This window comes from Bradyrhizobium sp. CCBAU 51745 (genome assembly GCF_028128715.1).
GTDB classification, from domain to species: Bacteria; Pseudomonadota; Alphaproteobacteria; order Rhizobiales; family Xanthobacteraceae; genus Bradyrhizobium; species Bradyrhizobium manausense.
Genome location: NZ_LBJP01000093.1, coordinates 736,401 through 760,451, shown reverse-complemented (window position 1 = coordinate 760,451; position 24,051 = coordinate 736,401). Strand labels below are relative to the sequence as shown.

Here is a 24,051-nt window from a genome sequence, read left to right as displayed (position 1 = left end):
TGAGATCACCTCTCCCCGACGGGGAGAGGTCGGATTGCTTTGGGCGCGCAATTGCGCGCCTGAGCAATCCGGGTGAGGGGGCTGCGGCACCTAGTGAGACCAGAACCCCTCACCCGGACCGCATCTTCGATGCGCTCCGACCTCTCCCTACGGGAGAGGTGAACTGGAGCGCTCGGTTCGCATCGATTTTACCAACGCAGGTTTCGCCTTTGGCGGCACATCAGGCCGCCTGAGGCTGGCTGCCGTGGATCGCGGAGGCCAGCCGCAGCAACAGGACAATCGAGACGTTGCCCTTGCCGGCCTCGATCTGGGCGATGTAGCGCTCCGAAATCCCGGAGCGTCGGGCCAGCTCCCGGCGCGACAGCTCGCAGCGGGCGCGGGACGACTTCAGGCGCTCGCCCAGCTCCGCCAGAAACGCGGTCTCGGAACTAGGCGGTGCGGCACAGCTCCCCGGCAGCACCTCACCCGCAAAATCCATGACTTGATTCAGCATCGCTCTCACCACGCATCGCCTTCGGGAGCGTCATCTTACCCCGTCAGCGCAGAGCCTCATTGACGCGGATCAAATTCGCGCGCGATCGGGACCTGCCGTGGACGATCGCGACGGGGATGCTAGAGTCTGTTTGAAATTGTTCGAGGCGGGGCCTTTCGGGACATGATGCGTCATTTGAGTCGCTGGACCAGCGCGGCGGTGCTTTGGGTTGCGTTCAGTTCGCTCGCGCGTGCCGAGACGCTCGCGGCGACGATCGAGCAATGGGGCCTGCTCGGGTCATGGGCGGTCGACTGCGCTATCAGGCCCGACCGCGACAAGGGCGCGGTGCTGACTTACGAAATCCGGAAGGACGGCCGCGTGATGTACCGGCGCAATTTCGGCGACACCAAAGACGAGAACGAGGTGGTGTCCGCCTCCGTCGACGCCGAGGGCCTGCTCAACCTGATGGTCTACTTCGCATCGTTGCATCAGACGCGCGAATTCGGATTGCTGCATGCGAATGACGGCAGCCTGCGCGCGATCTATAATCGCAGCGATCGGGGCGAATACACGATCAAGGATGGCAAATACGTGAAGACTGGCGCGCCGACGCTTCCACAGCAACGCTGCACACAGCCATCGTCCTGATCCTGAACATCCATTCAGAATTCTCTTCCCGTTTCGCCGGAACGTTCATGCGGATGCGCGGTTTAGATTTGCATTCGATTGGAGGAGGACATCATGAAGAAGCTTGGTTATGTCGTTGCCGCTCTGGGTGCGCTCGCGGTTGCGGCGCCGACGCTGGCAAGTGCTGAGACTGTGATCGTCAAGCACGGCCATCACGGCCCGTACGGCGCCCGCGCCGAATTCCGCGAGCATCGCGACTATGGCCTGCATCGCGGCTGGCGCCATCACGACCGCGTCGTGGTGATCAAGCATCGGCATCACCACTGGGACTAATGCGCAACGCAAATGGAATTGGCCCCTCGCGGGGCCATTTCTATGCGTTCTGCGTCCTCTCCCTTGCAAGGCGAGACGGGCGAGAGGTATCTCTCCACAAGTCCGAAATCGTAGGGTGGGCAAAGGCGCACTCTTTCGCGCGACGTGCCCACGATTTTTGCCTTACTGAGAGAGATCGTGGGCACGGCGCAAGAGCGCCTTTGCCCACCCTACGATACTGTGCGAGCCCATCAATCCCACTGCGGCGCAAATCCCGGATTGACGCAGCGCTTGTCCTTCGGCAGCGCGGCGATCTTCTTGCGATCGGCGTCATCCAGCTTGATCTTCAGCGCATCCAGATTGGCCTGCTGGCTCTCGCGGCGCGACGCCTTGGGGATCGCGCCGACGCCGTCCTGGTCGAGCAGCCATTTCAGCGCGACCTGCGCCGCGCTCGCATTGTGCCTGGCGCCGATCTCGGCGAGCACCGGGTCGGTGGCAAAGCGTCCTTGCGCCAGCGGACAATAGGCGACCAGCGGGATCGACTTCGCCCTGAGATAGGCCAGCAGCTTCGATTGATCCAGCATCGCGTGATATTCGACCTGGTTGCAGGCGATCGGCGCCTTGATGTCCTCGACCGCGATCTTGAGCAATGCCGTAGTGAAATTGGCAACGCCGATCGCCCGCGTCCGCCCCTCCTCTTTCAGCTTCATCAAGGTCTCGAACACCGCGCCCCAGTTCGCCGATCTCGACGGCCAGTGCACGAGATAGAGGTCGACATGGTCGAGCCTGAGCTTTCCCAGGCTGGCGTCGAAGGCGCGGCGGATCGCATCCGGGCTGAGATTCTCGTGCCAGACCTTGGTCGTGACATGCAGCTCGCCGCGCGGCACGGAGCTAGCCGCGAGCGCGGCGCCGATGGCCTCCTCGTTGGCGTACATTTCGGCGGTGTCGATGTGGCGATAGCCGATCGACAGCGCGCTCTCGACCGCTTCGCGGCAGACATCGCCCTGCATGCGGAAGGTGCCGAGACCGAGCTTGGGCATGCTGATGCCCCGTGTTTTCAGATGGTCCATGGAACAGGCTCCTGAGATATTGCAGCCCGCCGGATGCACGCGGCGATGCCGCGTGAGCAGACTCTTCGGTGATGGAAAAGAGGTGGCGGGAGCGGGCATGATAGCGCGGCGGATGGGCAGCGGCCAATCAAGATCGGGTTAGGGCCGCCTCTCCAGCGAGCGCAGGGCCCGTCGTATATGAGCTCGGCGAGGCCCGAGCGAGCACCTCGTCCTTCGAGACGACCGCTTCCAGCGGTCTCCTCAGGATGAGGCTAAACAGCTGCGTCGCCCATCGAGACAGCTGCCACACATTCCGCCCTCATCCTGAGGGCCCGCCGGAGGCGGGCGTCTCGAAGGATGGCCGCACGCGAGCCATCCGCCACGCTTCCTCATAGGCGATCGTCCCGGCGCAAGCGGCAGAGGCGGATGATCAGCAGCTACGCCTCAGTGCTTCCAGTTGCAGATGCCGCCGGAACGGCACGGCCAGGTCTGGATGCGGGTGTCCATCGCCTGCGCGTCGAGCGGGTTGCCGTGACGGTGCGCGAGCCTGGTGCGGGCTGCGCCGCGCGGCTGGGTGCTGTTGGTGTGAGCGATCTCGGTGTGAGCGATCTTGGGCTCGGAGACGTGCACGCGTTCGGCCGCGACCTTCTTCGGCACGTCGACCGGCTCGGCCCGGGCCTGCGCCTCATTGCCGCCCTTCGCTTCCAGCGCGACCGGAGCGAAATGGGTCTCGGGCCCGAGCCGCTTCGGCGACAGCACTGCCTTGGAGAGATCGAGACCGAGATATTCGTCAGGCTTGTAATCGTCAGCGCGCGCGATACCGCCCACTGCGAGCACGAGCGCAATGGCAACCACACTGGGAATGCTTTTCAGGACCACGGACGCCTCCTGAAATTGAATAGTTAAGGAGTAATTTACCCCTATTTAGGAGGCGCCGCGTGCATTTCCAGCGGCCAAATGTAACAGTGGTTAAGAAGTTTGGCGGTGTCAGGCGACCTTTCGCGTCGCATCCGTCCCATCCAGGAACCCGATCAGCCTGTTACGAATGATTTGTTCCGCCTCAGTCATGATGCGATCGATGAGTTCCTTGCAGCTGGGGATGTCGTGGATGAGGCCTGCGACCATGCCGCAGCTCCAGGCGCCGGCATCCATCTGCCCCTCCAGCATGATCCTGGGATAGACGCCCGCGACCTGGTCGTGGATGTCGGCGATCGTGAGCTTGTCGCCCCTGGCGTGCTCAATCTCGAGCAGGCGCTCGACATTGGCGTTCTTCAAGACGCGCTCGGTGTTGCGCAAGGCCCGCATGATCAGGCGGGTGTCGAGCTCGGTCGCCGCGACCAGCGCGTTCTTCACGTTCTGATGCACCGGCGCTTCCTTGGTGGCGATGAAACGCGTGCCCATGTTCATGCCTGATGCCCCCAGCGCCAGCGCCGCGACGAGGCTGCGGCCGTCGGCCATGCCGCCGGAGGCGACGAACGGGATCTTCAACTCCTCCGCCGCGCGCGGCAGCAGGATCATGTTGGGAATGTCGTCCTCGCCGGGATGGCCGCCGCACTCGAAGCCGTCCACGCTGACGGCGTCGCAGCCGATGCGCTCGGCCTTCAGGGAATGACGCACCGAGGTGCATTTGTGGATCACCTTGATGCCCGCCGCCTTCAGCGCCGGCATGTATGCTTCCGGGCTGCGGCCCGCGGTCTCCACCGCCTTGATGCCGCCTTCGACGATGGCGGCGATGTATTCCGGATAAGGCGGGGCCGAGAAAGCCGGCAGGAAGGTGAGGTTCACGCCGAACGGCTTGTCGGTCATGTCGCGGCAGCGGGCGATCTCCTTGGCCAGCAGCTCCGGCGTCTTCTGGGTGAGGCCGGTGATGATGCCGAGGCCTCCGGCATTGGAGACGGCAGCGGCAAGCTCGGCAAAGCCGACGAAATGCATGCCGCCCTGGATGATGGGATGCTCGATGCCGAACAGTTCGGTGATCGCGGTCTTCACTTCATTCTCCTCCCCGGAATTTGGCCTGATGTTGCGTTCAGTCTAGCCGGACTTTTGCGCAGGGGTCACCATGTCTCGCCGAAGGGGCGGATCTCCATTTCGAAGGTCCAGGCGCTCTTCGGCTGCTGATAAAGCTGCCAATAGGACTCGGCGACGGCCGACGGAGGCATCAGCAGGTCGGGATTGTCGAGCGCGTTGGGGCCGAGCGCCTCGAGCCGGCGCTGCCGCACCCATTCGGTATCGACGCCGGCATCGATGATGAGATGGGCGACGTGGATGTTCTTCGGCCCGAGCTCGCGCGCCATCGCCTGCGCCACGGCGCGCAAGCCGAACTTGGCGCTGGCAAAGGCGGCAAAGCCGCTGCCGCCGCGCAAGCTCGCCGTCGCGCCGGTGAAGAAGATATTGCCGCTACCGCGCGGCAGCATCAGCCGCGCCGCCTCGCGGCCGGCGAGGAAACCGGAATAGCAGGCCATCTCCCACACTTTCCGGAACACGCGCTCGGTGGTGTCGAGGATCGGGAAGTTGACGTTGGCGCCGACATTGAAGATGCAGACCTCCAGCGGCGCATGCTTGTCGGCGTCGTTGAGGAAGGAGATGACCTCCTCCTCCTTGCGGGCGTCCAGCGACCGCGCGTGGATCTCACCGCCGGCGGCTTCGATATCCTTCACCAGCGGCGCGAGCTTGTCGCCGTTGCGGCGGCCCGCGTAGATCGAGAAGCCTTCGGCTGCAAATTTCTTGGCTATCTCGGCGCCGATGAAATCGCCGGCCCCGATCACGGCCGCGGTCGCGTTTCGCCTGGACATCGTCGCCTCCTCCGATGAGAGCATGATTGGGCCGGAGGCTATAGTTCTAAAATAGAACTGTCAAACTTGCGATCCGAATGCTAGCTTCAAGTCGAAATATCCTTGTTCATTCAAAGTCAGTTCCTTTTTCTGACTGACGAATTCCGTGCCGGAGACAGCATCATGAAATGGGATACGCTGGATGAAGAGCCCTGCTCGCTCTCCCGCACCGTCGCCGTGGTCGGCGACCGCTGGACGCTGCTGATCCTGCGCGAATGCTTTTTGCGGGTGCGACGCTTCGAAGCGTTTCAGTCGTCGCTCCAGATCACGCGGCATCTCTTGTCGGAGCGGCTGAAGAAGCTGGTCCGCTTCGGCATCCTGCGCCGCGTCCCCTATTCCGAAGCGCCCAAGCGCTACGAATACATCCTGACGCAGAAGGGCCTCGACCTCTATCCTGTCATCATGGCGATGGTGCATTGGGGCGACACCCACATGGGCGACGAGCGCGGCCGCCCGCTGCTGCATGAGCACAAGAGCTGCGGCAAGCTGTTCGACCCGGTGATGGTGTGCTCGGAATGCGGCGATGTGCTGCATGCCAAGCAGGTTCATGTGCATGCGGGGCCTGGGCAGGCAAGGGCGATTGCGTAAGCTGCTCCAACCACAGCCGTCATCGCCCGGCTCCGCGGGCGATGACGCCGAGGGTGGGATACGATCTCACGCCATCGACGCACTGACCGCCATTGCGCTCAATGCCCCCGCGCCGGCGCGCCGAGATTGATCGGGCGCAGTACGGCGGCAATCGGGATCATCAGCACGGCGATGATCGCGAGCGTCCAGAACACGTCGATATAAGCGAGGAAATCGACCTGCTGCTGCAAAGTCCTGCCGACCCAGGCGACCGCCTGCGAGGCGGCATCGCTCGCATTCGAGCCCTGGGCCTGGAAGTAGCGCGTCATCGCCTCGATGGTCTGCTGGTAGCCGAGGTCGGATGGCGCGGCATGCTCGATCAGGCGGCTCTGATGGAATTGCTGGCGCTGCGCAAGCATCGTTTGCGCCAGCGCGACGCCCATGGAGCCGCCGATATTGCGGGCGACATTGATCAGCGCCGAGGCCTGGTTGGTCTTGTCGGGCGGCACGCCGTCATATGAAGCCGTCGTCACCGGCAGAAACAGGAAGGGAAGGCCGATCGCGAGGAAGATGCGAGCCAGCGCCGCGTAGCCGTAGGTGATGTCGCCATTGAGCCCGGTCAGATGCCACATCGAGAACGCGACGACCGCGGCGCCGAACATGATGAGATATTTGGGCTGCACCGTACTGACGAGCCTGCCAACCACGGGCATCAGCAACAATGTTGCGATACCGCCGGGCGACAACGCGAGACCAGCCAGCATGGCCGTGTAGTTCAGCTCGGTCTGAAGCAGTTGCGGCAGAAGCTGCGTGGTCGAGATCAGCACCGCGCCGGTGCCGAGCATGACCAGGAAGCAGGCGGCGAACTGGCGGCGGCCGAGCAGGCGGAGATCCACGATGGGGTCTTCGCGCGTCAGCTCCCACGGGATGAGCGCGAGCAGCGAGACTGCCGCGAGCACCGCGAAAAGCACGATCATATTCGAGCCGAACCAGTCGTTGCGCTGGCCTTCGTCGAGCACGAATTCGAGCGAGCCAAGCCCGATCGCGACGAGTAGGAAGCCGATATAGTCGACGCGCAGGCCCTTCGCGAGCAGCTTCGCCCGCTCCTCCTCCGCGCCTGACGGCTCCTTGACCAGCGTGCCGACCAGGAACAGCGAGAGCAGTCCCATCGGCACGTTGATCAGGAACACCCAGTGCCAGCTATAGGTATCGGTGATCCAGCCGCCGAGCGTCGGGCCGACCACCGGCGCGACGACCACGGCGACGCCATAGATCGCAAAGGCCTGGCCCCGTTTCTCCGGCGGGAAGGAATCGGCGAGGATCGCCTGCTCGCTGGTGGCCATGCCGCCGCCGCCGAGACCTTGCAGGATGCGGAACAGCACCAGTGCCTGCAAATTCCACGCGAAGCCGCACAACAGGGACGCCACCGAGAAGGTCGCCACGCAGAGCATGTAGAAGCGCTTGCGGCCGATCACGGTCGACAGCCAGCCCGAGATCGACAGCACGATGGCATTGGCGACGAGATAGCTGGTGATGACGTAGGTGCTCTCGTCGATGCCGACCGCGAGCCCGCCGGCAATGTGGCGCAACGCGACATTGGCGATGGTGGTGTCGAGCACCTCCATGAAGGTCGCGATCGAGACCACGAAGGCGATGAGATAAGGATTGTGCCCGCCGGCCGCCGAGCGCTCCGGCGACCAGGCACCAGTGGACGCGCCGTCTTGCGTTGAGTTCGTCATCGCACCCTGGTCCAGGGCACGACCGACATGCCGGGGCCGACAGGCAGGTCGGCCGGCCAAACGTCGACCACGATCTTCACCGGCACGCGCTGCACCACCTTGACGTAATTGCCGGTGGCATTCTCCGCCGGCAGCAGGCTGAAGGCGGTGCCGGAGCCCGGCTGCACGGAATCGACATGGCCGGTCAGCTTGCGCCCGGGATAGGCGTCGATGCGGATCTCGACCGGCTGGCCCGGCCGCATGTCGGCAAGTTGAGTCTCCTTGTAATTGGCGACGATCCAGACATCGTCGGGGACGAACATCATCAGGCTCTGGCCTGCGGTAACGAACGTGCCCTTGGCGCCGGAGAGCTTGACGACGCGGCCGGACTGCGCCGCGACGACGCCGGTGTATTGCAGGTTCAGCCTGGCCTGATCGAGCTGCGCCTGCGACTGCTCGAGTTGCGCCTTGGCGCCTTCCAGCTGGGCTTGCAGACTCTTGATGCCGACCTGCGCCGCAATCACCGCCGTCTTCGCGCGCTCCGTGTTGGCCTGTTGGGCCTGAAGATCGGAGCGGGTCTGCTGCTGACGCTGCACGGTGCCGGCGCCCTTCTCGACGAGATCTTGTGCGCGGTTGAACTCCTCCTGCGCGAACTGAAGCTGGGCCTGCGCCTGCTCGAGCTGCGCCTGGGCCTGCTTGATCTGCTCCTGTTGGGAATCGATCTGCGCCGCGACATTGCTGATGTTGGCCTTGGAGACCTCGACCTGGGCCTCGGCCTGATCGACGGCGATGCGATAATCGCGCTCGTCGATCCTGGCGAGGAGATCGCCGGCATTGACATGCTGGTTGTCGGTCACAGGGATATCGGTGACGTAGCCGCCGACCTTCGAGGCCACGGAAAAGCTGCGGGCGGCGACGAAGGCATCATCAGTGGATTCATAGTGGCGGACCTGGAGCCAGTAGAGCAGACCGCCGACCAACGCGGCGATCAGCACGATGGCGCCGACGGTTGCGAGCAGCCAGTGCTCGGCGATCCGCTCGCGCAGCGTCGGAGTTTGGTCCGGCTTGGCCGGCTGCCCCTTGCTCTCGTGCTTTGGATCAGGCGAAGTCTTTGGAGCTTCCGCCTTCTGCGGCTGCTCCGCCGACGGGCCACGCTCCCGGATTTGAGCATCCACGGCGAACACCTCGATCGGGGTTTTTGCTGCGGCAGAGGCTCGCCTTGCGCGCACGCCGGAACCTAACCGCAGCGCTGGGGCATGGTTCCGGCTGCCGGAAGCACCGCCGTCAATCGTGAACGCATTGCACAAGAAAGAAGCGCGGCACCGGCGGTACCGCGCTTCATTCATTGCCTGCGCACCAGATCAGTGCGTTTTGCTCTCCTGCCATTTCTCCAGATCGGGCTTCTTGTCGCCGGACCTCTGCTCCTTCTCCGGATTGCCCTTCCAGGGCTTGTCCGTCTGGGCGTGCGATCCCCAGTCGTTCTGCTGCCTGGGATCGTCGGTGGGCTTTTCCTTGCTCATCGGGTCTGCCTTTGTCTGCAACGAGCTTTAAGCAAACGGAACGCCATAATAGGCATTGACGCCGCGCATCGCGGCGTCATCACCCCAGTTCCAGTCGCTGCGCTCGCCATATTTCGGCGCGCCTTCGAGCGCCTTCGCGGTGATTCCGGTGACATAGCCGCCGAGCTCGGTGTCGTATTTCAGCGACTGCCAGGGCAACGGATAGTGATCGTTGCCGATCCCCAGGAATCCGCCGAAGCCGAGCACGGCGTAGGACACCTTGCCGCTGATCTTGTCGATCATCACGCGTTCGATCGAACCGATCCGGTTGCGGTCGGCACCGTAGACCGATGTTCCCTCGACCTTGTCGCTGCCGATCAGACGGCCCATCTCGCTGCCGTCCAGCTCGCCTTGATTCAACATGTCTATTCTCCACTCAGCCAGTATCTGGACCAACGAGCGCCAAGGGGCGATCGTTCCAGAGGGCCCCTGCGCCCTGACAGGAACATCACCGCAGGCGCGCTGTTCTTGGTTTTCCAGCCCAAGAGAAAGCGCACGCAAACCGGGAGCCGCCCACGATGTCTCAGACCGTCTCAGACTTCATCGTCCAGCGTCTGCATCAATGGGGCGTGCGTCACATCTTCGGTTACCCCGGCGACGGCATCAATGGCGTGTTCGGCGCCCTGAACCGGGCCGAGGCCAAGGCCGAGACCAGGATCGGCTTCGTGCAGGCCCGCCACGAGGAGATGGCGGCGTTCATGGCATCGGCCTATGCGAAATTCTGCGGCGAGCTTGGCGTCTGCATCGCGACGTCGGGCCCCGGCGCCTCGCATCTCATCACCGGGCTCTATGACGCGCTGCTCGACCACCAGCCCGTGCTGGCGATTGTCGGCCAGCAGGCGCGAAACGCGCTCGGTGGCAGCTACCAGCAGGAACTCGATCTCGTCTCGATGTTCAAGGACGTTGCCGGCGCCTATGTCGCGCAGGCTTCCTCGCCCGCTCAAGTGCGGCACCTGATCGACCGCGCGGTACGGATCGCGCTCGCACGCCGGGCCCCGACGGCCATCATCCTGCCCAACGACCTGCAGGAAGAGCCCTATGAAGGGCCTCCGCACGCGCACGGCACGCTGCATTCCGGCGTCGGCTACAGCGGTCCACGAATGATGCCGCGCGAGGCCGAGCTCGATCATGCCGCCGAAGTTCTCAACGCCGGCAAGAAGGTCGCGATGCTGGTCGGTGCGGGCGCGCTGCACGCCACTGACGAAGTGATTGCAGTCGCCGACCGCCTGTCGGCCGGCTGCGCCAAGGCGCTGCTCGGCAAGGCGGCGCTGCCGGACGACCTGCCATGGGTGACGGGCTCGATCGGCCTGCTCGGCACCGAGCCGAGCTACAACATGATGATGGAATGCGACACGCTGCTGATGGTCGGCTCCGCGTTCCCTTACGCAGAATTCCTTCCCAAGGAAGGCGCCGCGCGCGGCGTTCAGATCGACATCGACGCCGGCATGACGTCGATCCGTTTCCCCATGGAGGTCAGCCTGGTCGGCGATGCCGCCGAGACGTTGCGGAGCCTGCTGCCGCGGCTCGCCCCCAAGAGCGACGGCGCCTGGCGGCAGTCGATCGCCGATGACGTCGCCAAATGGTGGACAACGCTGGACGGCCGGGCGCATCAGCCCGCCGCGCCGATCAATCCGCAGCTCGTCGCCTGGGAATTGTCGCCGCGCCTGCCCGAGAACGCCATCATCACCAGCGATTCCGGCTCCTGCGCCAACTGGTTTGCGCGCGATCTGAAAATACGACGCGGCATGATGGCCTCGCTCTCCGGCGGTCTCGCCTCGATGGGCGCCGCCGTGCCTTATGCGCTGGCGGCGAAATATGCCCATCCTGACCGCCCCGTGATCGCATTGGTCGGCGACGGCGCCATGCAGATGAACAACATGGCCGAATTGATCACGGCCGCCAAATACTGGCGATCCTGGCGCGATCCGCGCTTCGTCGTCTGCGTCTTCAACAACGAGGACCTCAACCAGGTCACCTGGGAGCAGCGCATCATCAATGGCGACCCCAAATTCGAGGCCTCCCAGCGCATCCCCGACGTGCCCTATTCGCGCTTTGCCGAGATGATCGGCCTCACCGGCATCTTCGTCGACAGCCCGCAGCTGCTCGGCTCGGCCTGGGAACAGGCGCTGGCAAGCGAGAAGCCTGTGGTCCTGGAGGTGAAGACCGATCCCGAGGTGCCGCCGCTGCCACCGCACATCACCTTGCAGCAGGCGAAGAACTTCTCGCTCGCCTTGATGAAGGGCGATCCCAACGAGAGCAGCGTGATCAAGGGCGCGGCGCGGCAGGTGCTTGAATCGATCCTGCCTGGAAAGGAATGAGGTGAACCATGAGCGACTTTCGCGACATTCAGCATGGCGTCAACGATCCCGTCGACGGCGTCGACGTGAAGCGTCAGATCAACACCAACCAGACGCCGCACGAGCGGGCGCAGCGTCATGCCGACGTGCGAGCCGAACCGTCGGCCTCGCCGTCCGAGCCGTTCCTGCCCGAGCGGCTGCGGCGGAAGCCGACCGATCCGATCAATCCCCGCACCGGCCGTCACCCCACGGATTAGGAACCTCGGTCCCGAAGCCGTGTTGATCGCCGGAAAGACCGGTGGGGCAAGTGCCGCGCCGCTCATCAGAGGGACCGGACCATGAAACGTACCGTCATCGCCATTGCCTGCGTGCTGCTTGCAGGCCCAGCTCTCGCCCAGTCGCTTGGCGAGAAGACCGGCGTCAATTCGGCGCTCGGCGTCGCGCCTGCGACCGCCGATTTCGTCAAGGAGGTCGCCGTCAGCGACATGTTCGAGATCGAGTCGAGCAAGCTCGCAGAGCAGAAGGGCAACGCGCAGGAGAAGAGCTTTGCGCAGCAAATGGTCACCGACCACACCAAGACCAGCAGCGAGCTGAAGGGCCTCGTCGGTAACGGCAAGGTCCAGGCGACGTTGCCGACCGCGCTCGACAGCTCGCACCAGAGCAAGCTCGACAAGCTCAAGAGTGCCTCGGGCAAGGATTTCAGCACGGACTACAACTCCTACCAAGTCAGCGCCCACGAGGACGCAGTCTCCCTTTTTGAGCGTTACGCCAAGGGCGGCGATAATTCCGAGCTGAAGGATTGGGCGGGTAAGACGCTGCCCGCGCTCAGGCACCACCTCGACATGGCCAAGGAGCTCGGCAAAGCACCGAGCGTTGGGCAGTCGAAGTAGAAGCCTTCGTGAGGACGCCGGTGCCCCCGGCGTCCATCATTCTGCAACGATGCCAGCCTCCGCGCATTGAGATCGCGAATGTGGAGGCCCTCATGGCACATCAAGACAAGACTTCAGTGTCCCGCCGGCACGTCGTCCGCGCGGCGAGCGCCACGCTCGCTGCGGCTTCGCTGGCGTCGTCGACCGCGCAAGGAAACGCTGACATGAACGCTGACATGGCCGAGCAAGACCTGATCGATCCCGTCACCCGCTATCCCAAGCCGCCCTTCAAGAAGCAATCGCAATCCTGGCCCGGCCTCGCCGGCAAGATGGAGCCGAGGCCGGATCACGGCGAGAGCAGCTACAAAGGCTCCGGCCGCCTCAAAGGCCGCAAGGCGCTGATCACCGGCGGCGATTCCGGCATGGGCCGGGCGGCCGCGATCGCCTATGCGCGCGAAGGCGCCGACGTCGCCATCAACTATCTGCCCGCGGAGGAGCCGGACGCGCAGGAGGTGATCGCATTGATCAAGAAGGAAGGTCGCACCGGCCTCGCCATTCCCGGCGATCTCAAGGACGAAGCTTTCTGCAAGAAGCTGGTGGACGAGACCGTCCAGGGCCTCGGCGGGCTCGACATCATCGTCAACAACGCCGCCCGGCAGCAGACCCGCGCGTCCATCCTCGACGTCTCGTCGGAGGATTTCGACGCGACCATGAAAACCAACATCTACGCGCCGTTCTGGATCATCAAGGCGGCGCTGCCGCATCTCAAGCCCGGCTCCTGTATCATCGGCACGACATCCGAGCAGGCCTACGATCCTTCGCCGGATCTCTACGACTACGCGCAGACCAAGGCGGCGACGATGAGCTATGTGAAGTCGCTGGCCAAGCAGCTCGCCTCGAAGGGCATTCGCGTCAACGGCGTTGCGCCGGGACCGATCTGGACGCCGCTCCAGGTCTCCGGCGGCGCGACGATGGAGAAGCTGGAAAAGTTCGGCGGCATGACGCCGCTTGGCCGTCCCGGCCAACCCGCCGAGCTGGCTTCGATCTACGTGCAGCTTGCCGCGGCCGATGCGAGTTACGCGACCGGCCAGGTCTATGGCTCCGCGGGTGGATCGGGCCAGCCGTAACGCGTCCGCTTGAGGAACGATCATCGATCGTTCGGCTTTACAAAACTGTCACGGAGAACCTTTCGCCAACACCTTGGATCAATGGCGCCAGTAACAGTCAAACCGACGCGGACCGATATCGCGATCGCGAACGAGATCGCTGAGCACGCCACCCCGGAGCTCGAGGAAACGGCCAAAGCGTTGACCTGGGGCGCCGACGAGCATGTGATGCTCGCCCTCGCCGCTGCCGGGTGGCTGTACGCCAGAACGCGACCTGCCGAAGAGCGTCGTACGGCCAACCATATCCTCGCAGTGTCGCTGGTCACGGCGATGCTTCCGCACATCCTGAAATCCACGTTCGATCAGGTCAGGCCTGATCGGCTGACGATACGAGGCCATCGCCGCGGCGTCCCGTTCTCGGGGCAGGCGCGCGATGCCTTTCCGTCCGGCCATGCCGTGCATATGGGCGCGCTGGCATCCGCCGCGGGCCTGTTGCCGCCGCTCCGCCGGCGTCTCGTGCGCGGCATTGCCGTGGGCCTTTCGCTGACGCGCATCGCTCTGCTCGCGCATTGGGCCAGCGACGTGGCCGCGGGCTTCATGCTGGGCATCGCCATCGAGCGGATGATGCGACCGTGGACGCTGGCAAGGCGGAGCACCGAGCCCGGCAAAGGCGGGGGTCATGACTGAGTATGTCCTCCGATTCATCGCCGGCGGCGCGATCGTATCGGCCTTCGCGATTCTCGGCGACATGTTGCGACCCAAGAGTTTCGCCGGGCTCCTCGCGGCGGCGCCGTCGGTGGCGCTGGCAACGCTCAGCATCGCCGTCGTTCAGCACGGCCCGCAATATGCTGCGGCGGAAAGCTGGACCATGATCTATGGCGCAGCTGCCCTCGCCTGCTACAGCATCGCGGTCTGCCAGCTCCTGATGAGGTTTCGCTTCGCGGCGCTCCCCGCCACCATCATCGCTTTCGCCGTATGGCTTGCGGTTGCCTTTGCCCTGCTCGCAGGATTCGGTGGAGGCGCCTGATGCTAATCAAGATGTCGTCGGCCTCCCTCAAGCAAACGCAGTGGTACGAGTACGGCATTCGCTTCGTGCTCGGCGGATTGGCGACCGTTTTCACCGGCCTCGTCAGCGCACGCTTTGGCGTGGCCATCGGCGGGCTCTTCCTCGCGCTCCCCGCCATCTTCTGCGCCAGCGCGACCCTGATCGAGAGCCACGAGCGCCGCGCCAAGGAAAAGGCCGGTCTTGCCGGACGGCGACGCGGGCAGCAGGCTGCAGCTCTCGAGGCTGCGGGGGCTGGCCTCGGAAGCATTGGTCTTGCGGCGTTTGCCGCGACCTTCCACGCCCTGGTCACGGCGAGCGTGATCGGGGCATTCGCGGCTTCTATCCTGGTATGGGCTACCGTCTCTGTGGCGGCGTGGTGGCTGAGGCGAAAGCTTCGCATCACCTCACGTCACGCAGACTGAACGCTGAGGGCGATCAGCGAGCAGCCGCTGCCGCTTCCCCCAACTTGAGGAAATCGTACATCTCGGCTGCCGTTTTCAACTGATCGATACGGGCCGCGAGGGCATCGCGCTGACCACCGTCCGGCAGGCGCGACAGCTCATTCTCGAGCCGAAGCCTCTGCTCATGGAGACGCTGTTCGAACGTATGGGGCTCAGATCGTTTTCGCATCATCTGTCCTTGGGGGTTTCCTTGGGGGTTGCAGGCCCGGGCTGTTGGCCCAGCGCTCGATCTGCTCGATGACCTTCTGGTGGCTCGGACGCACCGGCTTTGGTCCTTCGGGCTCATCGGAAAGCTTGCGGGGTAACCTGACTTCATCTGTCATGGCCAATCTCCCTTTCCAGGAGAATGCACCAAAGCCCAACTCGTTTCAATATTAACTTATTGATTTCATTGATTATTTCTACTCATTTGGAGGTTTTGACGACTCTTGTGGAACCCGCGCCGATCTCGCCCGTTGAACAAACTACTCAACTTACTCACTTTGTGTGATCGACCATGAATGACCTTCGCGCCGAGCGTCTCCAGGTCATGCTTTCTCCGGAAGAGCTGGCCGCGGTTGACGATTTCCGGTTCAAGCACCGCATGCCGACGCGTGCGGCAGCGGTCCGCGAACTTCTCAAGTCGGGACTGGCCGCCGTTGGCGTTGATGCAATACCCGGGGTCAAGTCGAGCAGCTTCGGCGTATTCGGGCGCGGACCGGAGGGGCACACTCAGAACGATCCCGAAAACGGCACCCAGGGCTGATCACGGCCTCACAGCAAAACGACCCCGGCACGGGGGGTGCCAGGGCCGTCCTTGGAGATTGCTTCCGGAGCACCGGGGGCATGTCACCGGAAGCAATCAGTCGACTCTTCGCAGGACGATTCGTTCCTCGCGAAAAATTAGCCGCTCGGAGCAGCGCCGGAATCATCCGGCGTCATGCCTGAGCCTGGCGTCTTGCTGTTGTCGTTGAGCTTGGGATCGCGCGTCGCCTCGCGCGATGGCGAACCGGTTTCGTTTGTCTTGTGCACGGTCTGCGCACGGTGCTTGTCGCGCGGCTGATCCTCCCCGCGCTTGTCCTTGACGATGCCGTGGTCGGAATGTGCCATGATGTCCTCTCGCTTCTTCCGATGCCTCGAAGCGCTTACGCTTCCCTGCACCGAATGTTCCTACGAGCGCGAGAGGAAGCAGTGCTAGCTGTGCGCCGCGTGCACCGCCACGGATGCGTTTTCCTGATGGACCTGCCGGATCGTCGTCACCGTCGCAAACGCGACGGAGACGCCAAAGGCGAGAATGAGTGAGAGAAGTGCCAGACGTGGAGCCATCGCAAGAACCTCCTTCTGGAATCGAAAAATCAATGCGACCGACTATTCCAGGATGATCATTGATTTCTGCAGTTCATTCCGTGAGCCGCCTCACACGCAGAGCCACGACAAAGGCAGCCGCCAGACGGCCCTAGCTTCAGACGCCCTGGCTTTGCACGACGCTGACCCTGACGGGCGGGACTTCGCCGTCGAGCCAGTCCTGCTCTCTCGCCAAGGCCGTCCAGGCATCCGCCATGCGGGAATAGCGATTGAAGGCGGGCCGCCCTTCGGAGCGCTCGGCCAATTGCAGGCAGTTCTCTGCGTTGTCCCTGAAGATATCAGACTGTTTCATGCCTTAGACGTGGGTACGGAACCCCGCGCCCGCAACCGCCTAACGGGATCGTAACCTCCGCCGGAACTTTGCACCTTACAGGTCATTGAATGATCATGCGGATATTTGTCGCGATCATCCTGGCCTTCATCAGCACTGCGGCCGTTGCCGACAGCACCGGCGAGCAAATGCGCGGAGATCGTGTGCCTGACGCCACCGAGCTCATCAGTGGCCTCTACACTTTCAGCCAATTTCAGCAGGGCCTGTTGGAGAGTACCGACCTCAAGGGCAATGCGGAAGTCAAGAACCTCGCCGCACTTCGCGCCGAGGAGGCGGTCAAGCGCGACAAGACGCTGAAGGAGATTCAGGATGCGATCGGCGCCGAGCCGCGCCTGAGCAAGGCGACGTCGACCGGCATCGGCCTCGCAAAACCCGATGATGCCGAGGGACCGGCCTATGTCAGAACTTTCTATGCCGCCCAGATCCCCGAATACGAGTCCGCGATCACGCTGCTCGAGCGCTATCTGAGGACGCCCGACAATCCCGCGCTCGCAGCCTTTGCGCGGGAGCACCTTCCCCTGCTGCGTGCCCAGTTGAAGGACGCCGAGCGCACCATGGCCGACAAGTAGTGCCTTACTTGTCCTGCGGATGAGGTTGCTGATCCATCGGACGCACCGTGCGATCGCTGTTGGGCATGTTGTCCCGCCCGGCGTCGCCATTGGCGTCCTTGCCGCCCGAGGTCGAGGTGCCGCTGCCACTGGGGTTCGACCTGGTGGCGGTCCCCGTGGTCTGCGAATCCGCCTGCGGCGTGGCGGAGCTGGCGGCTGGATCTCCGGTCGCGGCCCCGCGCCCGCTGGGCGCGCCGGCCTGCGCCAGCGCAGACCCCGTTGTGAATAATGCGGCGATGAGGACGCTCAATCCCGCTTTCATATGCGCTCTCCCTGTGTTTGCGGCTAACCTCAGGACCTGTCCCGGCGTTCCTAAAGCCCAGGGCCGTGGGTTTCGAAACCGGAACATCGCCCACCCCCTTAAGGGTCGAAGAACTTTTAGCTAATCGGATGGAACTCTCGATACTCTTTGCCGTTAGCTTCGTCGGGCTGAGCACGGCAGGTTCCAATTCCCGGCGTCGCTACCTTGGCGCTTGATTTCGAATTTGGCTGACGCTCTAAGTTTGACCAGACGCGTCGCGCCAAGAGATTCGGCGGACGCCTGCGGGGGAATCAGTATGAGCGACCTCGATCCCGGAACTGCATCACGCTCCGGTCGTCGCGTCCCAAAACCCAAACCCAATGGCACCTCAGAGCCGGATGCTCGGCAGGAATTGCTGCTGGCGCTCCAGGCCATGCGCAGCGGCGATTTCTCCGTGCGCATGAGCGGCGACTATCTCGGCATCGACGGCAAGATCGCCGACACTCTTAACGAAATCATCGCAGCCAACCAGCGCATGGCGCAGCAGCTCGAGCTGGTCGGCCAGGTGGTCGGACGCGAAGGCAAGACGCGCCAGCGCGTCAAGTTCGGCCTCGCCTCCGGCTCCTGGGCCGACATGGAAGGGTCCGTCAACACCTTGATCGACGATCTGCTCTGGCCGACGCGCGAGGTGACGCGCGCCGTGGCGGCCGTGGCGCAGGGCGACCTGCTTCAGACGGTCAAGCTCGACGTCGATGGCCGCCCGCTGCGGGGCGAATTCCTGCAATCGGCGACCATCGTCAACACGATGATCAAGCAGCTCGGCGTGTTCACCTCCGAGGTGACGCGCGTCGCGCGCGAGGTCGGCACCGAAGGCAAGCTCGGCGGCCAGGCCCAGGTGCCTGAGGTGACCGGCGTCTGGAAGGACCTGACCGAGAGCGTCAACTCGATGGCGAACAACCTGACCAACCAGGTTCGCAACATCGCCGAGGTGACGATCGCGGTCGCCAACGGCGACCTGTCGAAAAAGATCACCGTCGACGTCCGCGGCGAGATCCTTCAGCTCAAGGAAGCCATCAACACGATGGTCGACCAGCTGCGCTCCTTCGCCTCGGAAGTGACGCGCGTGGCGCGCGAAGTCGGCACCGACGGCAAGCTCGGCGGCCAGGCCATCGTGCCCGGCGTTGCCGGAACCTGGAAGGACTTGACCGACTCCGTCAACGCGATGTGCGGCAACCTCACCGCACAGGTTCGCAACATCGCCAACGTGACGACCGCCGTGGCGCGCGGCGACTTGTCGCGCAAGATCACCGTGGACGTGCGCGGCGAAATCCTGGAGCTGAAGGACACCATCAACACCATGGTGGACCAGCTCAACTCGTTCGCTTCCGAAGTGACGCGCGTCGCGCGCGAGGTCGGCACCGAAGGCAAGCTCGGCGGCCAGGCCCAGGTGCCCGGTGTGGCCGGCACCTGGAAGGACCTCACCGACAACGTCAACTTCATGGCGTCGAACCTGACCGCTCAGGTCCGCAACATCGCCGACGTCGCCACCGCCATCGCCGGCGGCGACTTGTCGAAGAAGATCACGGTGAACGTGTCGGGCGAGATCCTTCAGCTGAAGGAAACGCTGAACACCATGGTCGACCAGCTCAATGCCTTCGCCGGCGAAGTGACGCGCGTGGCGCGCGAGGTCGGCACCGAAGGCCGGCTCGGCGGCCAGGCCAACGTGCTCGGCGTCGCCGGCACCTGGAAGGACCTCACGGAAAGCGTCAACTCGATGGCGTCGAACCTGACGGCGCAGGTCCGCAACATCGCCGAGGTGACGACGGCGGTCGCCGGCGGCGACTTGTCGAAGAAAATCACGGTGGACGTGCGCGGCGAAATCCTGGAGCTGAAGGACACCATCAACACCATGGTGGACCAGCTCAACGCCTTCGCCGGCGAAGTGACGCGCGTGGCGCGCGAGGTCGGCACCGAAGGCAAGCTCGGCGGCCAGGCCCAGGTGCGCGGTGTCGCCGGTACCTGGAAGGACCTGACGGACTCGGTCAACTCGATGGCCTCGAACCTGACCGGCCAGGTCCGCAACATCGCCGAAGTCGCGACCGCGGTCGCCAAGGGCGATCTGTCGAAGAAGATCACGGTGAACGTGTCGGGCGAAATCCTTCAGCTGAAGGAAACGCTGAACACCATGGTCGACCAGCTCAACGCCTTCGCCGGCGAAGTCACCCGCGTCGCGCGCGAGGTCGGCACCGAAGGCAAGCTCGGCGGTCAGGCGCAAGTGCCTGGCGTGGCCGGCACCTGGAAGGACCTCACCGACAACGTCAACTCGATGGCCGGCAACCTCACCGCCCAGGTCCGCAACATCGCCGAGGTCGCGACCGCCATCGCCGGCGGCGACCTGTCGCGCAAGATCACGGTGGACGTGCGCGGCGAAATCCTTCAGCTAAAGGACACGCTCAACACCATGGTCGACCAGCTCAACCGCTTCGCGGGCGAGGTGACGCGCGTGGCGCGCGAGGTCGGTACCGAAGGCCGTCTCGGCGGCCAGGCCAACGTGCCCGGCGTCGCCGGCACCTGGAAGGACCTGACGGACTCCGTGAACTCGATGGCGGGCAACCTCACCGCCCAGGTCCGCAACATCGCCGAAGTGACTACGGCCGTGGCGCGCGGCGACTTGTCCCGCAAGATCACCGTGGACGTGAAGGGCGAAATCCTCGAGCTGAAGAACACCATCAACACCATGGTGGACCAGCTCAACGGCTTCGCCGGCGAAGTGACGCGCGTCGCGCGCGAGGTCGGCACCGAAGGCAAGCTCGGCGGCCAGGCCGAGGTGCCCGGTGTTGCCGGCACCTGGAAGGACCTCACCGACAACGTCAACTTCATGGCCTCGAACCTGACGGCGCAGGTGCGCAACATCGCCGAGGTCGCGACCGCGATCGCCGGCGGCGACCTTTCCAAGAAGATCACGGTGGACGTCCGCGGCGAGATCCTGCTGCTGAAGGACACCCTCAACACCATGGTGGAGCAGCTCCGCTCCTTCGCCGCCGAAGTGACGCGCGTCGCGCGCGAGGTCGGCACCGAAGGCCGGCTCGGCGGTCAGGCCGTCGTGCCCGGCGTCGGCGGCACCTGGAAGGACCTCACCGACAACGTCAACCTGCTGGCGGCGAACCTCACGACGCAGGTCCGCAACATCGCCGAAGTCACCACCGCCGTGGCCCGCGGCGACCTGTCGCGCAAGATCACCGTGGACGTGAAGGGCGAAATCCTCGAGCTGAAAAACACCATCAACACCATGGTGGACCAGCTCAACGCGTTTGCCGGCGAAGTGACGCGCGTGGCGCGCGAGGTCGGCACCGAGGGCGAGCTCGGCGGTCAGGCCCAGGTGCCCGGCGTCGCCGGCACGTGGAAGGACCTCACCGACACCGTCAACTTCATGGCGGCGAACCTGACCGAGCAGGTCCGCGGCATCGTCAAGGTGGTGACCGCGGTCGCCAACGGCGACCTCAAGCAGAACCTCACCGTGAAGTCGAAGGGCGAGGTTGCGGCGCTGGCCGACACCATCAACAACATGACCGAGACGCTGGCGACCTTCGCCGACCAGGTGACGTCGGTGGCGCGCGAAGTCGGCGTCGAAGGCCGTCTCGGCGGTCAGGCCGACGTGCCCGGCGCGGCCGGCACCTGGAAGGATCTGACCGGCAACGTCAACCTGCTCGCGGCCAACCTCACCTCCCAGGTGCGCGCGATCGCGGAAGTGGCGACCGCCGTGACCAAGGGCGATCTGACGCGATCGATCCAGGTCGACGCCCGCGGCGAGGTCGCGGAGTTGAAGGACAACATCAACACCATGATCACCAACCTCCGTCTCACGACGGAGCTGAACACCGAGCAGGACTGGCTCAAGACCAACCTCGCCAAGTTCACCAACATGCTGCAGGGTCAGCGCGATCTCGCCACCGTCGGCCGGTTGCTGCTGACCGAGCTGTCGCCGCTGGTGAACGCGCACACCGGCGTGATCTACCAGGTCGAGAACGAAGACAGCCCGCAGCTGCTGCTGCTCGCCTCCTATGCCGGCGATGGCGTCTATCCCTATCAGCGCGTGCTGCAGTTCGGCGACGGCCTGATCGGCCAGTGCGCCGTCGACCGGCGTCCACGCCTGGTTTCCGACATCCCCGCCGACGTGGTGCCGATCAACTCGGCGCTGCTGCGCGTCGCGCCGAAGAACCTCGTGGTGCTGCCGGTGCTGTTCGAGGGCCAGGTCAAGGCGGTGATCGAGCTCGCCTCGCTGACCTCGTTCACGACCTCGCAGATGACTTTCCTGGAGCAGCTCACCGACTCCATCGGCATCGTGCTCAACTCGATCGAAGCGACGATGCAGACCGAGGGTCTGCTCAAGCAGTCGCAGCAGCTCGCCGGCGAGCTGCAGACGCAACAGCGCGAATTGCAGCAGACCAACGACCAGCTCGAGCAGAAGGCGCAGCAGCTCGCCGAGCGCAACGTCGAGGTCGAGCGCAAGAACCAGGAGATCGAGCAGGCCCGCCGCGCGCTCGAGGAAAAAGCGACCGAGCTCGCGCTGACCTCGAAGTACAAGTCGGAATTCCTGGCCAATATGAGCCACGAGCTGCGCACGCCGCTGAACTCTATCCTGATCCTGGGACAGCAGCTCACCGACAACCCGGACGGCAACCTCTCGCCCAAACAGGTCGAATTCGCCCGCACCATCCACGGCGCCGGCACCGACCTGCTCAACCTCATCAGCGACATTCTCGATCTCTCCAAGATCGAGTCGGGTACGGTGACTGTCGATGCCGAGGAAATCCTCACGGCCAACCTGCTCGAGACGGTCGGGCGGCCGTTCCGGCACGAGGCGGAGAACCGCAACCTGTCGTTCAAGATCGACGTCGATCCGAACCTCGCCCGCAGCATCGTCACCGACTCCAAGCGCCTGCAGCAGGTGCTGAAGAACCTGCTCTCCAACGCCTTCAAGTTCACCGCTGAAGGCGAAGTGCGGCTCAAGGTCACCGGCGCGCTCGGCGGCTGGGGCGCCGATCACCCGGTGCTGAACTCGGCACCGGCCGTGATCGCTTTCGAGGTCTCCGACACCGGCATCGGCATCCCCCTGGAGAAGCAGAAGCTGATCTTCGAGGCATTCCAGCAGGCGGACGCCGGCACCAGCCGCAAATATGGCGGCACCGGTCTTGGCCTTGCCATCAGCCGCGAGCTCGCGAGCCTGCTCGGCGGCGAAATCCACCTGCGTAGCTCACCGGGCAAGGGCTCGACCTTCACGCTGTATCTGCCGCTGAAATATTCCGGCCCGACGCAGGCACCGCGCGCGCCAGCAGCGCAACAATACAACCAGCCGCCGGCGCTCCAGCCGGCCGCGCCGGAGCAACAGCGTGCCATCGAGCAGCTGCCCGACGACCGCCTCAATATCGAGCCCGGCGACAGCATCCTCCTGATCGTGGAGGACGACCCGCATTATGCGCGGATTCTGGTCGACCTGGCGCGGGACAAGGGTTTCAAGGTTCTGGTCGCCGCGCGCGGAGCCGAGGCGCTTGAACTTGCGAAACAGTATCAACCGAGCGCCGTTTCGCTCGACGTGTTCCTGCCCGACATGCTCGGATGGACGGTGCTGAGCCAGCTCAAGCACAATCCGCTGACGCGCCACATCCCGGTGCAGATCATCACGCTCGACGAGGACCGCCAGCATGCGCTGGCACGCGGCGCCTTCTCCTTCGTCAACAAGCCGACGACGACCGAGGGCGTTGCCGCAGCGCTGACGCAGATCAAGGAATATGCGCGTCCCAGGCGCAAACGGCTCCTGATCGTCGAGGACAACGAGGCCGAGCAGCTGTCGATCCGCGAGCTGCTGCACCACGACGACATCGAGATCGTGACCACCGACACCGGTGCCGGCGCGCTTTCGATGCTTCGCGAGGCCCCTTGCGACTGTGTGGTGCTCGACCTCCGTCTGCCCGACATGAGCGGCTTCGAGGTGCTGGACCAGATCCGGCGCGACGAGGCGCTGTCAAACGTTCCCGTCGTCGTATTCACCGGCCGCGAGCTGTCGGCGGAAGAAGATGCGGAACTCCACACCATGGCGCGCAGCATCGTGGTCAAGGGCGTGGAATCGCCCGAACGTCTGCTGGATGAAACCGCGCTGTTCCTGCACCGCGTGATCACCGAGCTGCCGGTCGAGAAGCAGCGCATGCTGGAGAAGCTCAACAGTTCCGACGAGGACCTGATCGGCAAGACCGCGCTGCTGGTCGACGACGACGCCCGTAACATCTTCGCGCTGTCGAGCGTGCTGGAACGGCGCGGCATGAAGGTGCTGACGGCGACCACCGGGCGCGAGGCGGTGGCGCTGGTCGAATCCAACCCGGAGATCGCCATCGTGCTGATGGACATCATGATGCCGCAGATGGATGGCTATCAGACCATCGGCGTGATCCGGGAGAACCCGGCCTTCCTGCGCCTGCCGATCATCGCGCTGACAGCGAAGGCGATGAAGGGCGACCGCGAGAAATGCCTGGAGGCAGGAGCCTCCGATTATCTCGCAAAGCCAGTCAACACCGACCAATTGCTGCTTGCGATCCGCATGTGGCTGCACCGTTGAGTTT

28 protein-coding genes are annotated in these 24,051 nt (G+C 64.3%); 13 read left to right on the top strand and 15 right to left on the bottom strand.

Annotated elements, in window-relative coordinates:
• Positions 1–220 precede the first annotated feature (220 nt).
• Positions 221–493 (bottom strand): helix-turn-helix domain-containing protein, encoded by a 273-nt coding sequence (locus tag XH98_RS39805; protein ID WP_271601668.1) that lies wholly within the window; start codon positions 491–493, stop codon positions 221–223.
• Between the two features lie 162 nt (positions 494–655).
• On the opposite strand from XH98_RS39805, the gene XH98_RS39800 reads away from it, so the two are divergent.
• Positions 656–1,120, top strand: a complete 465-nt coding sequence (locus XH98_RS39800; RefSeq protein WP_271621826.1) for a hypothetical protein — start codon at positions 656–658, stop codon at positions 1,118–1,120.
• Positions 1,121–1,213: 93 nt separating this feature from the next.
• A complete protein-coding gene (locus XH98_RS39795) occupies positions 1,214–1,432 on the top strand; it encodes a hypothetical protein (protein WP_271601666.1) in 219 nt (72 codons plus the stop codon).
• Positions 1,433–1,662: 230 nt separating this feature from the next.
• Here XH98_RS39795 and XH98_RS39790 read toward each other — a convergent pair whose 3' ends face one another.
• The 4 genes from XH98_RS39790 to XH98_RS39775 form a co-directional block, all read right to left on the bottom strand.
• Complete coding sequence (locus tag XH98_RS39790; RefSeq protein ID WP_271621825.1) at positions 1,663–2,481, bottom strand: aldo/keto reductase; 819 nt, start codon at positions 2,479–2,481, stop codon at positions 1,663–1,665.
• Between the two features lie 423 nt (positions 2,482–2,904).
• Positions 2,905–3,339 carry a hypothetical protein gene (locus XH98_RS39785; RefSeq protein WP_271621824.1) on the bottom strand — a complete coding sequence of 145 codons (435 nt, stop codon included), beginning with the start codon at positions 3,337–3,339 and terminating at the stop codon, positions 2,905–2,907.
• Positions 3,340–3,447: 108 nt separating this feature from the next.
• Positions 3,448–4,449, bottom strand: coding sequence for an NAD(P)H-dependent flavin oxidoreductase (locus tag XH98_RS39780; RefSeq protein ID WP_271621823.1), 1,002 nt, complete (start codon positions 4,447–4,449; stop codon positions 3,448–3,450).
• Between the two features lie 65 nt (positions 4,450–4,514).
• Complete coding sequence (locus tag XH98_RS39775) at positions 4,515–5,252, bottom strand: SDR family oxidoreductase (protein ID WP_271621822.1); 738 nt, start codon at positions 5,250–5,252, stop codon at positions 4,515–4,517.
• Positions 5,253–5,414: 162 nt separating this feature from the next.
• On the opposite strand from XH98_RS39775, the gene XH98_RS39770 reads away from it, so the two are divergent.
• A complete protein-coding gene (locus tag XH98_RS39770) occupies positions 5,415–5,879 on the top strand; it encodes a winged helix-turn-helix transcriptional regulator (RefSeq protein ID WP_271601662.1) in 465 nt (154 codons plus the stop codon).
• Positions 5,880–5,977: 98 nt separating this feature from the next.
• Here XH98_RS39770 and XH98_RS39765 read toward each other — a convergent pair whose 3' ends face one another.
• From XH98_RS39765 to XH98_RS39750, 4 genes are all read right to left on the bottom strand, one after another.
• Positions 5,978–7,597 carry a DHA2 family efflux MFS transporter permease subunit gene (locus XH98_RS39765; RefSeq protein ID WP_271621821.1) on the bottom strand — a complete coding sequence of 540 codons (1,620 nt, stop codon included), beginning with the start codon at positions 7,595–7,597 and terminating at the stop codon, positions 5,978–5,980.
• Complete coding sequence (locus XH98_RS39760) at positions 7,594–8,751, bottom strand: HlyD family secretion protein (RefSeq protein ID WP_271621820.1); 1,158 nt, start codon at positions 8,749–8,751, stop codon at positions 7,594–7,596. Before XH98_RS39760 ends, XH98_RS39765 begins: the two co-directional genes overlap by 4 nt.
• 186 nt (positions 8,752–8,937) lie before the next feature.
• On the bottom strand, positions 8,938–9,096 hold the full coding sequence (locus XH98_RS39755; protein WP_271621819.1) for a hypothetical protein: 159 nt from the start codon (positions 9,094–9,096) through the stop codon (positions 8,938–8,940).
• 27 nt (positions 9,097–9,123) lie between these two features.
• Positions 9,124–9,498: a PRC-barrel domain-containing protein gene (locus XH98_RS39750; RefSeq protein ID WP_271621818.1), complete on the bottom strand. Its 375-nt coding sequence runs from the start codon at positions 9,496–9,498 to the stop codon at positions 9,124–9,126.
• Positions 9,499–9,653: 155 nt separating this feature from the next.
• Between XH98_RS39750 and XH98_RS39745 the strand changes: the two genes are divergently transcribed.
• From XH98_RS39745 to XH98_RS39715, 7 genes are all read left to right on the top strand, one after another.
• Positions 9,654–11,453 (top strand): thiamine pyrophosphate-requiring protein, encoded by a 1,800-nt coding sequence (locus XH98_RS39745; RefSeq protein WP_271621817.1) that lies wholly within the window; start codon positions 9,654–9,656, stop codon positions 11,451–11,453.
• Positions 11,454–11,461: 8 nt separating this feature from the next.
• The gene (locus tag XH98_RS39740) at positions 11,462–11,689 is read left to right on the top strand and encodes a hypothetical protein (RefSeq protein WP_128953211.1); all 228 of its coding nucleotides are present in this window, start codon (positions 11,462–11,464) and stop codon (positions 11,687–11,689) included.
• Between the two features lie 81 nt (positions 11,690–11,770).
• Entirely contained in the window at positions 11,771–12,322 is a 552-nt protein-coding gene (locus tag XH98_RS39735) for a DUF4142 domain-containing protein (protein WP_271621816.1), read from the top strand.
• A 215-nt stretch (positions 12,323–12,537) separates the two neighbouring features.
• A complete protein-coding gene (locus XH98_RS39730) occupies positions 12,538–13,428 on the top strand; it encodes an SDR family oxidoreductase (protein ID WP_271621953.1) in 891 nt (296 codons plus the stop codon).
• 81 nt (positions 13,429–13,509) lie between these two features.
• The gene (locus tag XH98_RS39725) at positions 13,510–14,094 is read left to right on the top strand and encodes a phosphatase PAP2 family protein (protein WP_271597160.1); all 585 of its coding nucleotides are present in this window, start codon (positions 13,510–13,512) and stop codon (positions 14,092–14,094) included.
• Entirely contained in the window at positions 14,087–14,434 is a 348-nt protein-coding gene (locus tag XH98_RS39720; RefSeq protein ID WP_271597159.1) for a DUF3147 family protein, read from the top strand. The genes XH98_RS39725 and XH98_RS39720 overlap by 8 nt, the downstream gene beginning before the upstream one ends.
• Positions 14,434–14,874, top strand: coding sequence for a hypothetical protein (locus XH98_RS39715; protein ID WP_271621815.1), 441 nt, complete (start codon positions 14,434–14,436; stop codon positions 14,872–14,874). Before XH98_RS39720 ends, XH98_RS39715 begins: the two co-directional genes overlap by 1 nt.
• A gap of 13 nt (positions 14,875–14,887) precedes the next feature.
• On the opposite strand, the gene XH98_RS39710 is transcribed toward XH98_RS39715, so the two are convergent.
• Both XH98_RS39710 and XH98_RS39705 read right to left on the bottom strand, forming a co-directional pair.
• On the bottom strand, positions 14,888–15,082 hold the full coding sequence (locus tag XH98_RS39710) for a hypothetical protein (RefSeq protein WP_271621814.1): 195 nt from the start codon (positions 15,080–15,082) through the stop codon (positions 14,888–14,890).
• Complete coding sequence (locus XH98_RS39705; protein ID WP_271597157.1) at positions 15,066–15,236, bottom strand: hypothetical protein; 171 nt, start codon at positions 15,234–15,236, stop codon at positions 15,066–15,068. Before XH98_RS39705 ends, XH98_RS39710 begins: the two co-directional genes overlap by 17 nt.
• A gap of 173 nt (positions 15,237–15,409) precedes the next feature.
• Between XH98_RS39705 and XH98_RS39700 the strand changes: the two genes are divergently transcribed.
• Positions 15,410–15,658 carry a hypothetical protein gene (locus tag XH98_RS39700; RefSeq protein WP_057753691.1) on the top strand — a complete coding sequence of 83 codons (249 nt, stop codon included), beginning with the start codon at positions 15,410–15,412 and terminating at the stop codon, positions 15,656–15,658.
• 137 nt (positions 15,659–15,795) lie between these two features.
• On the opposite strand, the gene XH98_RS39695 is transcribed toward XH98_RS39700, so the two are convergent.
• The 3 genes from XH98_RS39695 to XH98_RS39685 all read right to left on the bottom strand — a co-directional run bounded on the left by XH98_RS39695 (position 15,796) and on the right by XH98_RS39685 (position 16,549).
• Positions 15,796–16,002 (bottom strand): hypothetical protein, encoded by a 207-nt coding sequence (locus XH98_RS39695; RefSeq protein WP_271597156.1) that lies wholly within the window; start codon positions 16,000–16,002, stop codon positions 15,796–15,798.
• Between the two features lie 84 nt (positions 16,003–16,086).
• Complete coding sequence (locus tag XH98_RS39690) at positions 16,087–16,218, bottom strand: hypothetical protein (RefSeq protein WP_271597155.1); 132 nt, start codon at positions 16,216–16,218, stop codon at positions 16,087–16,089.
• A 136-nt stretch (positions 16,219–16,354) separates the two neighbouring features.
• Positions 16,355–16,549 (bottom strand): hypothetical protein, encoded by a 195-nt coding sequence (locus tag XH98_RS39685; protein ID WP_220000590.1) that lies wholly within the window; start codon positions 16,547–16,549, stop codon positions 16,355–16,357.
• A gap of 95 nt (positions 16,550–16,644) precedes the next feature.
• Between XH98_RS39685 and XH98_RS39680 the strand changes: the two genes are divergently transcribed.
• The gene (locus XH98_RS39680) at positions 16,645–17,157 is read left to right on the top strand and encodes a DUF4142 domain-containing protein (protein WP_271621813.1); all 513 of its coding nucleotides are present in this window, start codon (positions 16,645–16,647) and stop codon (positions 17,155–17,157) included.
• Positions 17,158–17,161: 4 nt separating this feature from the next.
• On the opposite strand, the gene XH98_RS39675 is transcribed toward XH98_RS39680, so the two are convergent.
• Positions 17,162–17,458 carry a hypothetical protein gene (locus XH98_RS39675; RefSeq protein WP_271621812.1) on the bottom strand — a complete coding sequence of 99 codons (297 nt, stop codon included), beginning with the start codon at positions 17,456–17,458 and terminating at the stop codon, positions 17,162–17,164.
• Between the two features lie 295 nt (positions 17,459–17,753).
• On the opposite strand from XH98_RS39675, the gene XH98_RS39670 reads away from it, so the two are divergent.
• Positions 17,754–24,047, top strand: a complete 6,294-nt coding sequence (locus XH98_RS39670) for a HAMP domain-containing protein (RefSeq protein ID WP_271621811.1) — start codon at positions 17,754–17,756, stop codon at positions 24,045–24,047.
• Positions 24,048–24,051 lie beyond the last annotated feature (4 nt).

Coding starts and splice junctions, on each gene's coding strand:
- XH98_RS39730 (WP_271621953.1), top strand. CDS start 12,538: ATGGCCGAGCAAGACCTGATCGATCCCGTCACCCGCTATCCCAAGCCG.
- XH98_RS39800 (WP_271621826.1), top strand. CDS start 656: ATGATGCGTCATTTGAGTCGCTGGACCAGCGCGGCGGTGCTTTGGGTT.
- XH98_RS39735 (WP_271621816.1), top strand. CDS start 11,771: ATGAAACGTACCGTCATCGCCATTGCCTGCGTGCTGCTTGCAGGCCCA.
- XH98_RS39710 (WP_271621814.1), bottom strand. CDS start 15,082: ATGCGAAAACGATCTGAGCCCCATACGTTCGAACAGCGTCTCCATGAG.
- XH98_RS39740 (WP_128953211.1), top strand. CDS start 11,462: ATGAGCGACTTTCGCGACATTCAGCATGGCGTCAACGATCCCGTCGAC.
- XH98_RS39700 (WP_057753691.1), top strand. CDS start 15,410: ATGAATGACCTTCGCGCCGAGCGTCTCCAGGTCATGCTTTCTCCGGAA.
- XH98_RS39775 (WP_271621822.1), bottom strand. CDS start 5,252: ATGTCCAGGCGAAACGCGACCGCGGCCGTGATCGGGGCCGGCGATTTC.
- XH98_RS39765 (WP_271621821.1), bottom strand. CDS start 7,597: ATGACGAACTCAACGCAAGACGGCGCGTCCACTGGTGCCTGGTCGCCG.
- XH98_RS39725 (WP_271597160.1), top strand. CDS start 13,510: ATGGCGCCAGTAACAGTCAAACCGACGCGGACCGATATCGCGATCGCG.
- XH98_RS39675 (WP_271621812.1), bottom strand. CDS start 17,458: ATGAAAGCGGGATTGAGCGTCCTCATCGCCGCATTATTCACAACGGGG.
- XH98_RS39685 (WP_220000590.1), bottom strand. CDS start 16,549: ATGAAACAGTCTGATATCTTCAGGGACAACGCAGAGAACTGCCTGCAA.
- XH98_RS39790 (WP_271621825.1), bottom strand. CDS start 2,481: ATGGACCATCTGAAAACACGGGGCATCAGCATGCCCAAGCTCGGTCTC.
- XH98_RS39805 (WP_271601668.1), bottom strand. CDS start 493: ATGCTGAATCAAGTCATGGATTTTGCGGGTGAGGTGCTGCCGGGGAGC.
- XH98_RS39705 (WP_271597157.1), bottom strand. CDS start 15,236: ATGACAGATGAAGTCAGGTTACCCCGCAAGCTTTCCGATGAGCCCGAA.
- XH98_RS39715 (WP_271621815.1), top strand. CDS start 14,434: ATGCTAATCAAGATGTCGTCGGCCTCCCTCAAGCAAACGCAGTGGTAC.
- XH98_RS39695 (WP_271597156.1), bottom strand. CDS start 16,002: ATGGCACATTCCGACCACGGCATCGTCAAGGACAAGCGCGGGGAGGAT.
- XH98_RS39690 (WP_271597155.1), bottom strand. CDS start 16,218: ATGGCTCCACGTCTGGCACTTCTCTCACTCATTCTCGCCTTTGGCGTC.
- XH98_RS39770 (WP_271601662.1), top strand. CDS start 5,415: ATGAAATGGGATACGCTGGATGAAGAGCCCTGCTCGCTCTCCCGCACC.
- XH98_RS39670 (WP_271621811.1), top strand. CDS start 17,754: ATGAGCGACCTCGATCCCGGAACTGCATCACGCTCCGGTCGTCGCGTC.
- XH98_RS39755 (WP_271621819.1), bottom strand. CDS start 9,096: ATGAGCAAGGAAAAGCCCACCGACGATCCCAGGCAGCAGAACGACTGG.
- XH98_RS39795 (WP_271601666.1), top strand. CDS start 1,214: ATGAAGAAGCTTGGTTATGTCGTTGCCGCTCTGGGTGCGCTCGCGGTT.
- XH98_RS39680 (WP_271621813.1), top strand. CDS start 16,645: ATGCGGATATTTGTCGCGATCATCCTGGCCTTCATCAGCACTGCGGCC.
- XH98_RS39720 (WP_271597159.1), top strand. CDS start 14,087: ATGACTGAGTATGTCCTCCGATTCATCGCCGGCGGCGCGATCGTATCG.
- XH98_RS39745 (WP_271621817.1), top strand. CDS start 9,654: ATGTCTCAGACCGTCTCAGACTTCATCGTCCAGCGTCTGCATCAATGG.
- XH98_RS39750 (WP_271621818.1), bottom strand. CDS start 9,498: ATGTTGAATCAAGGCGAGCTGGACGGCAGCGAGATGGGCCGTCTGATC.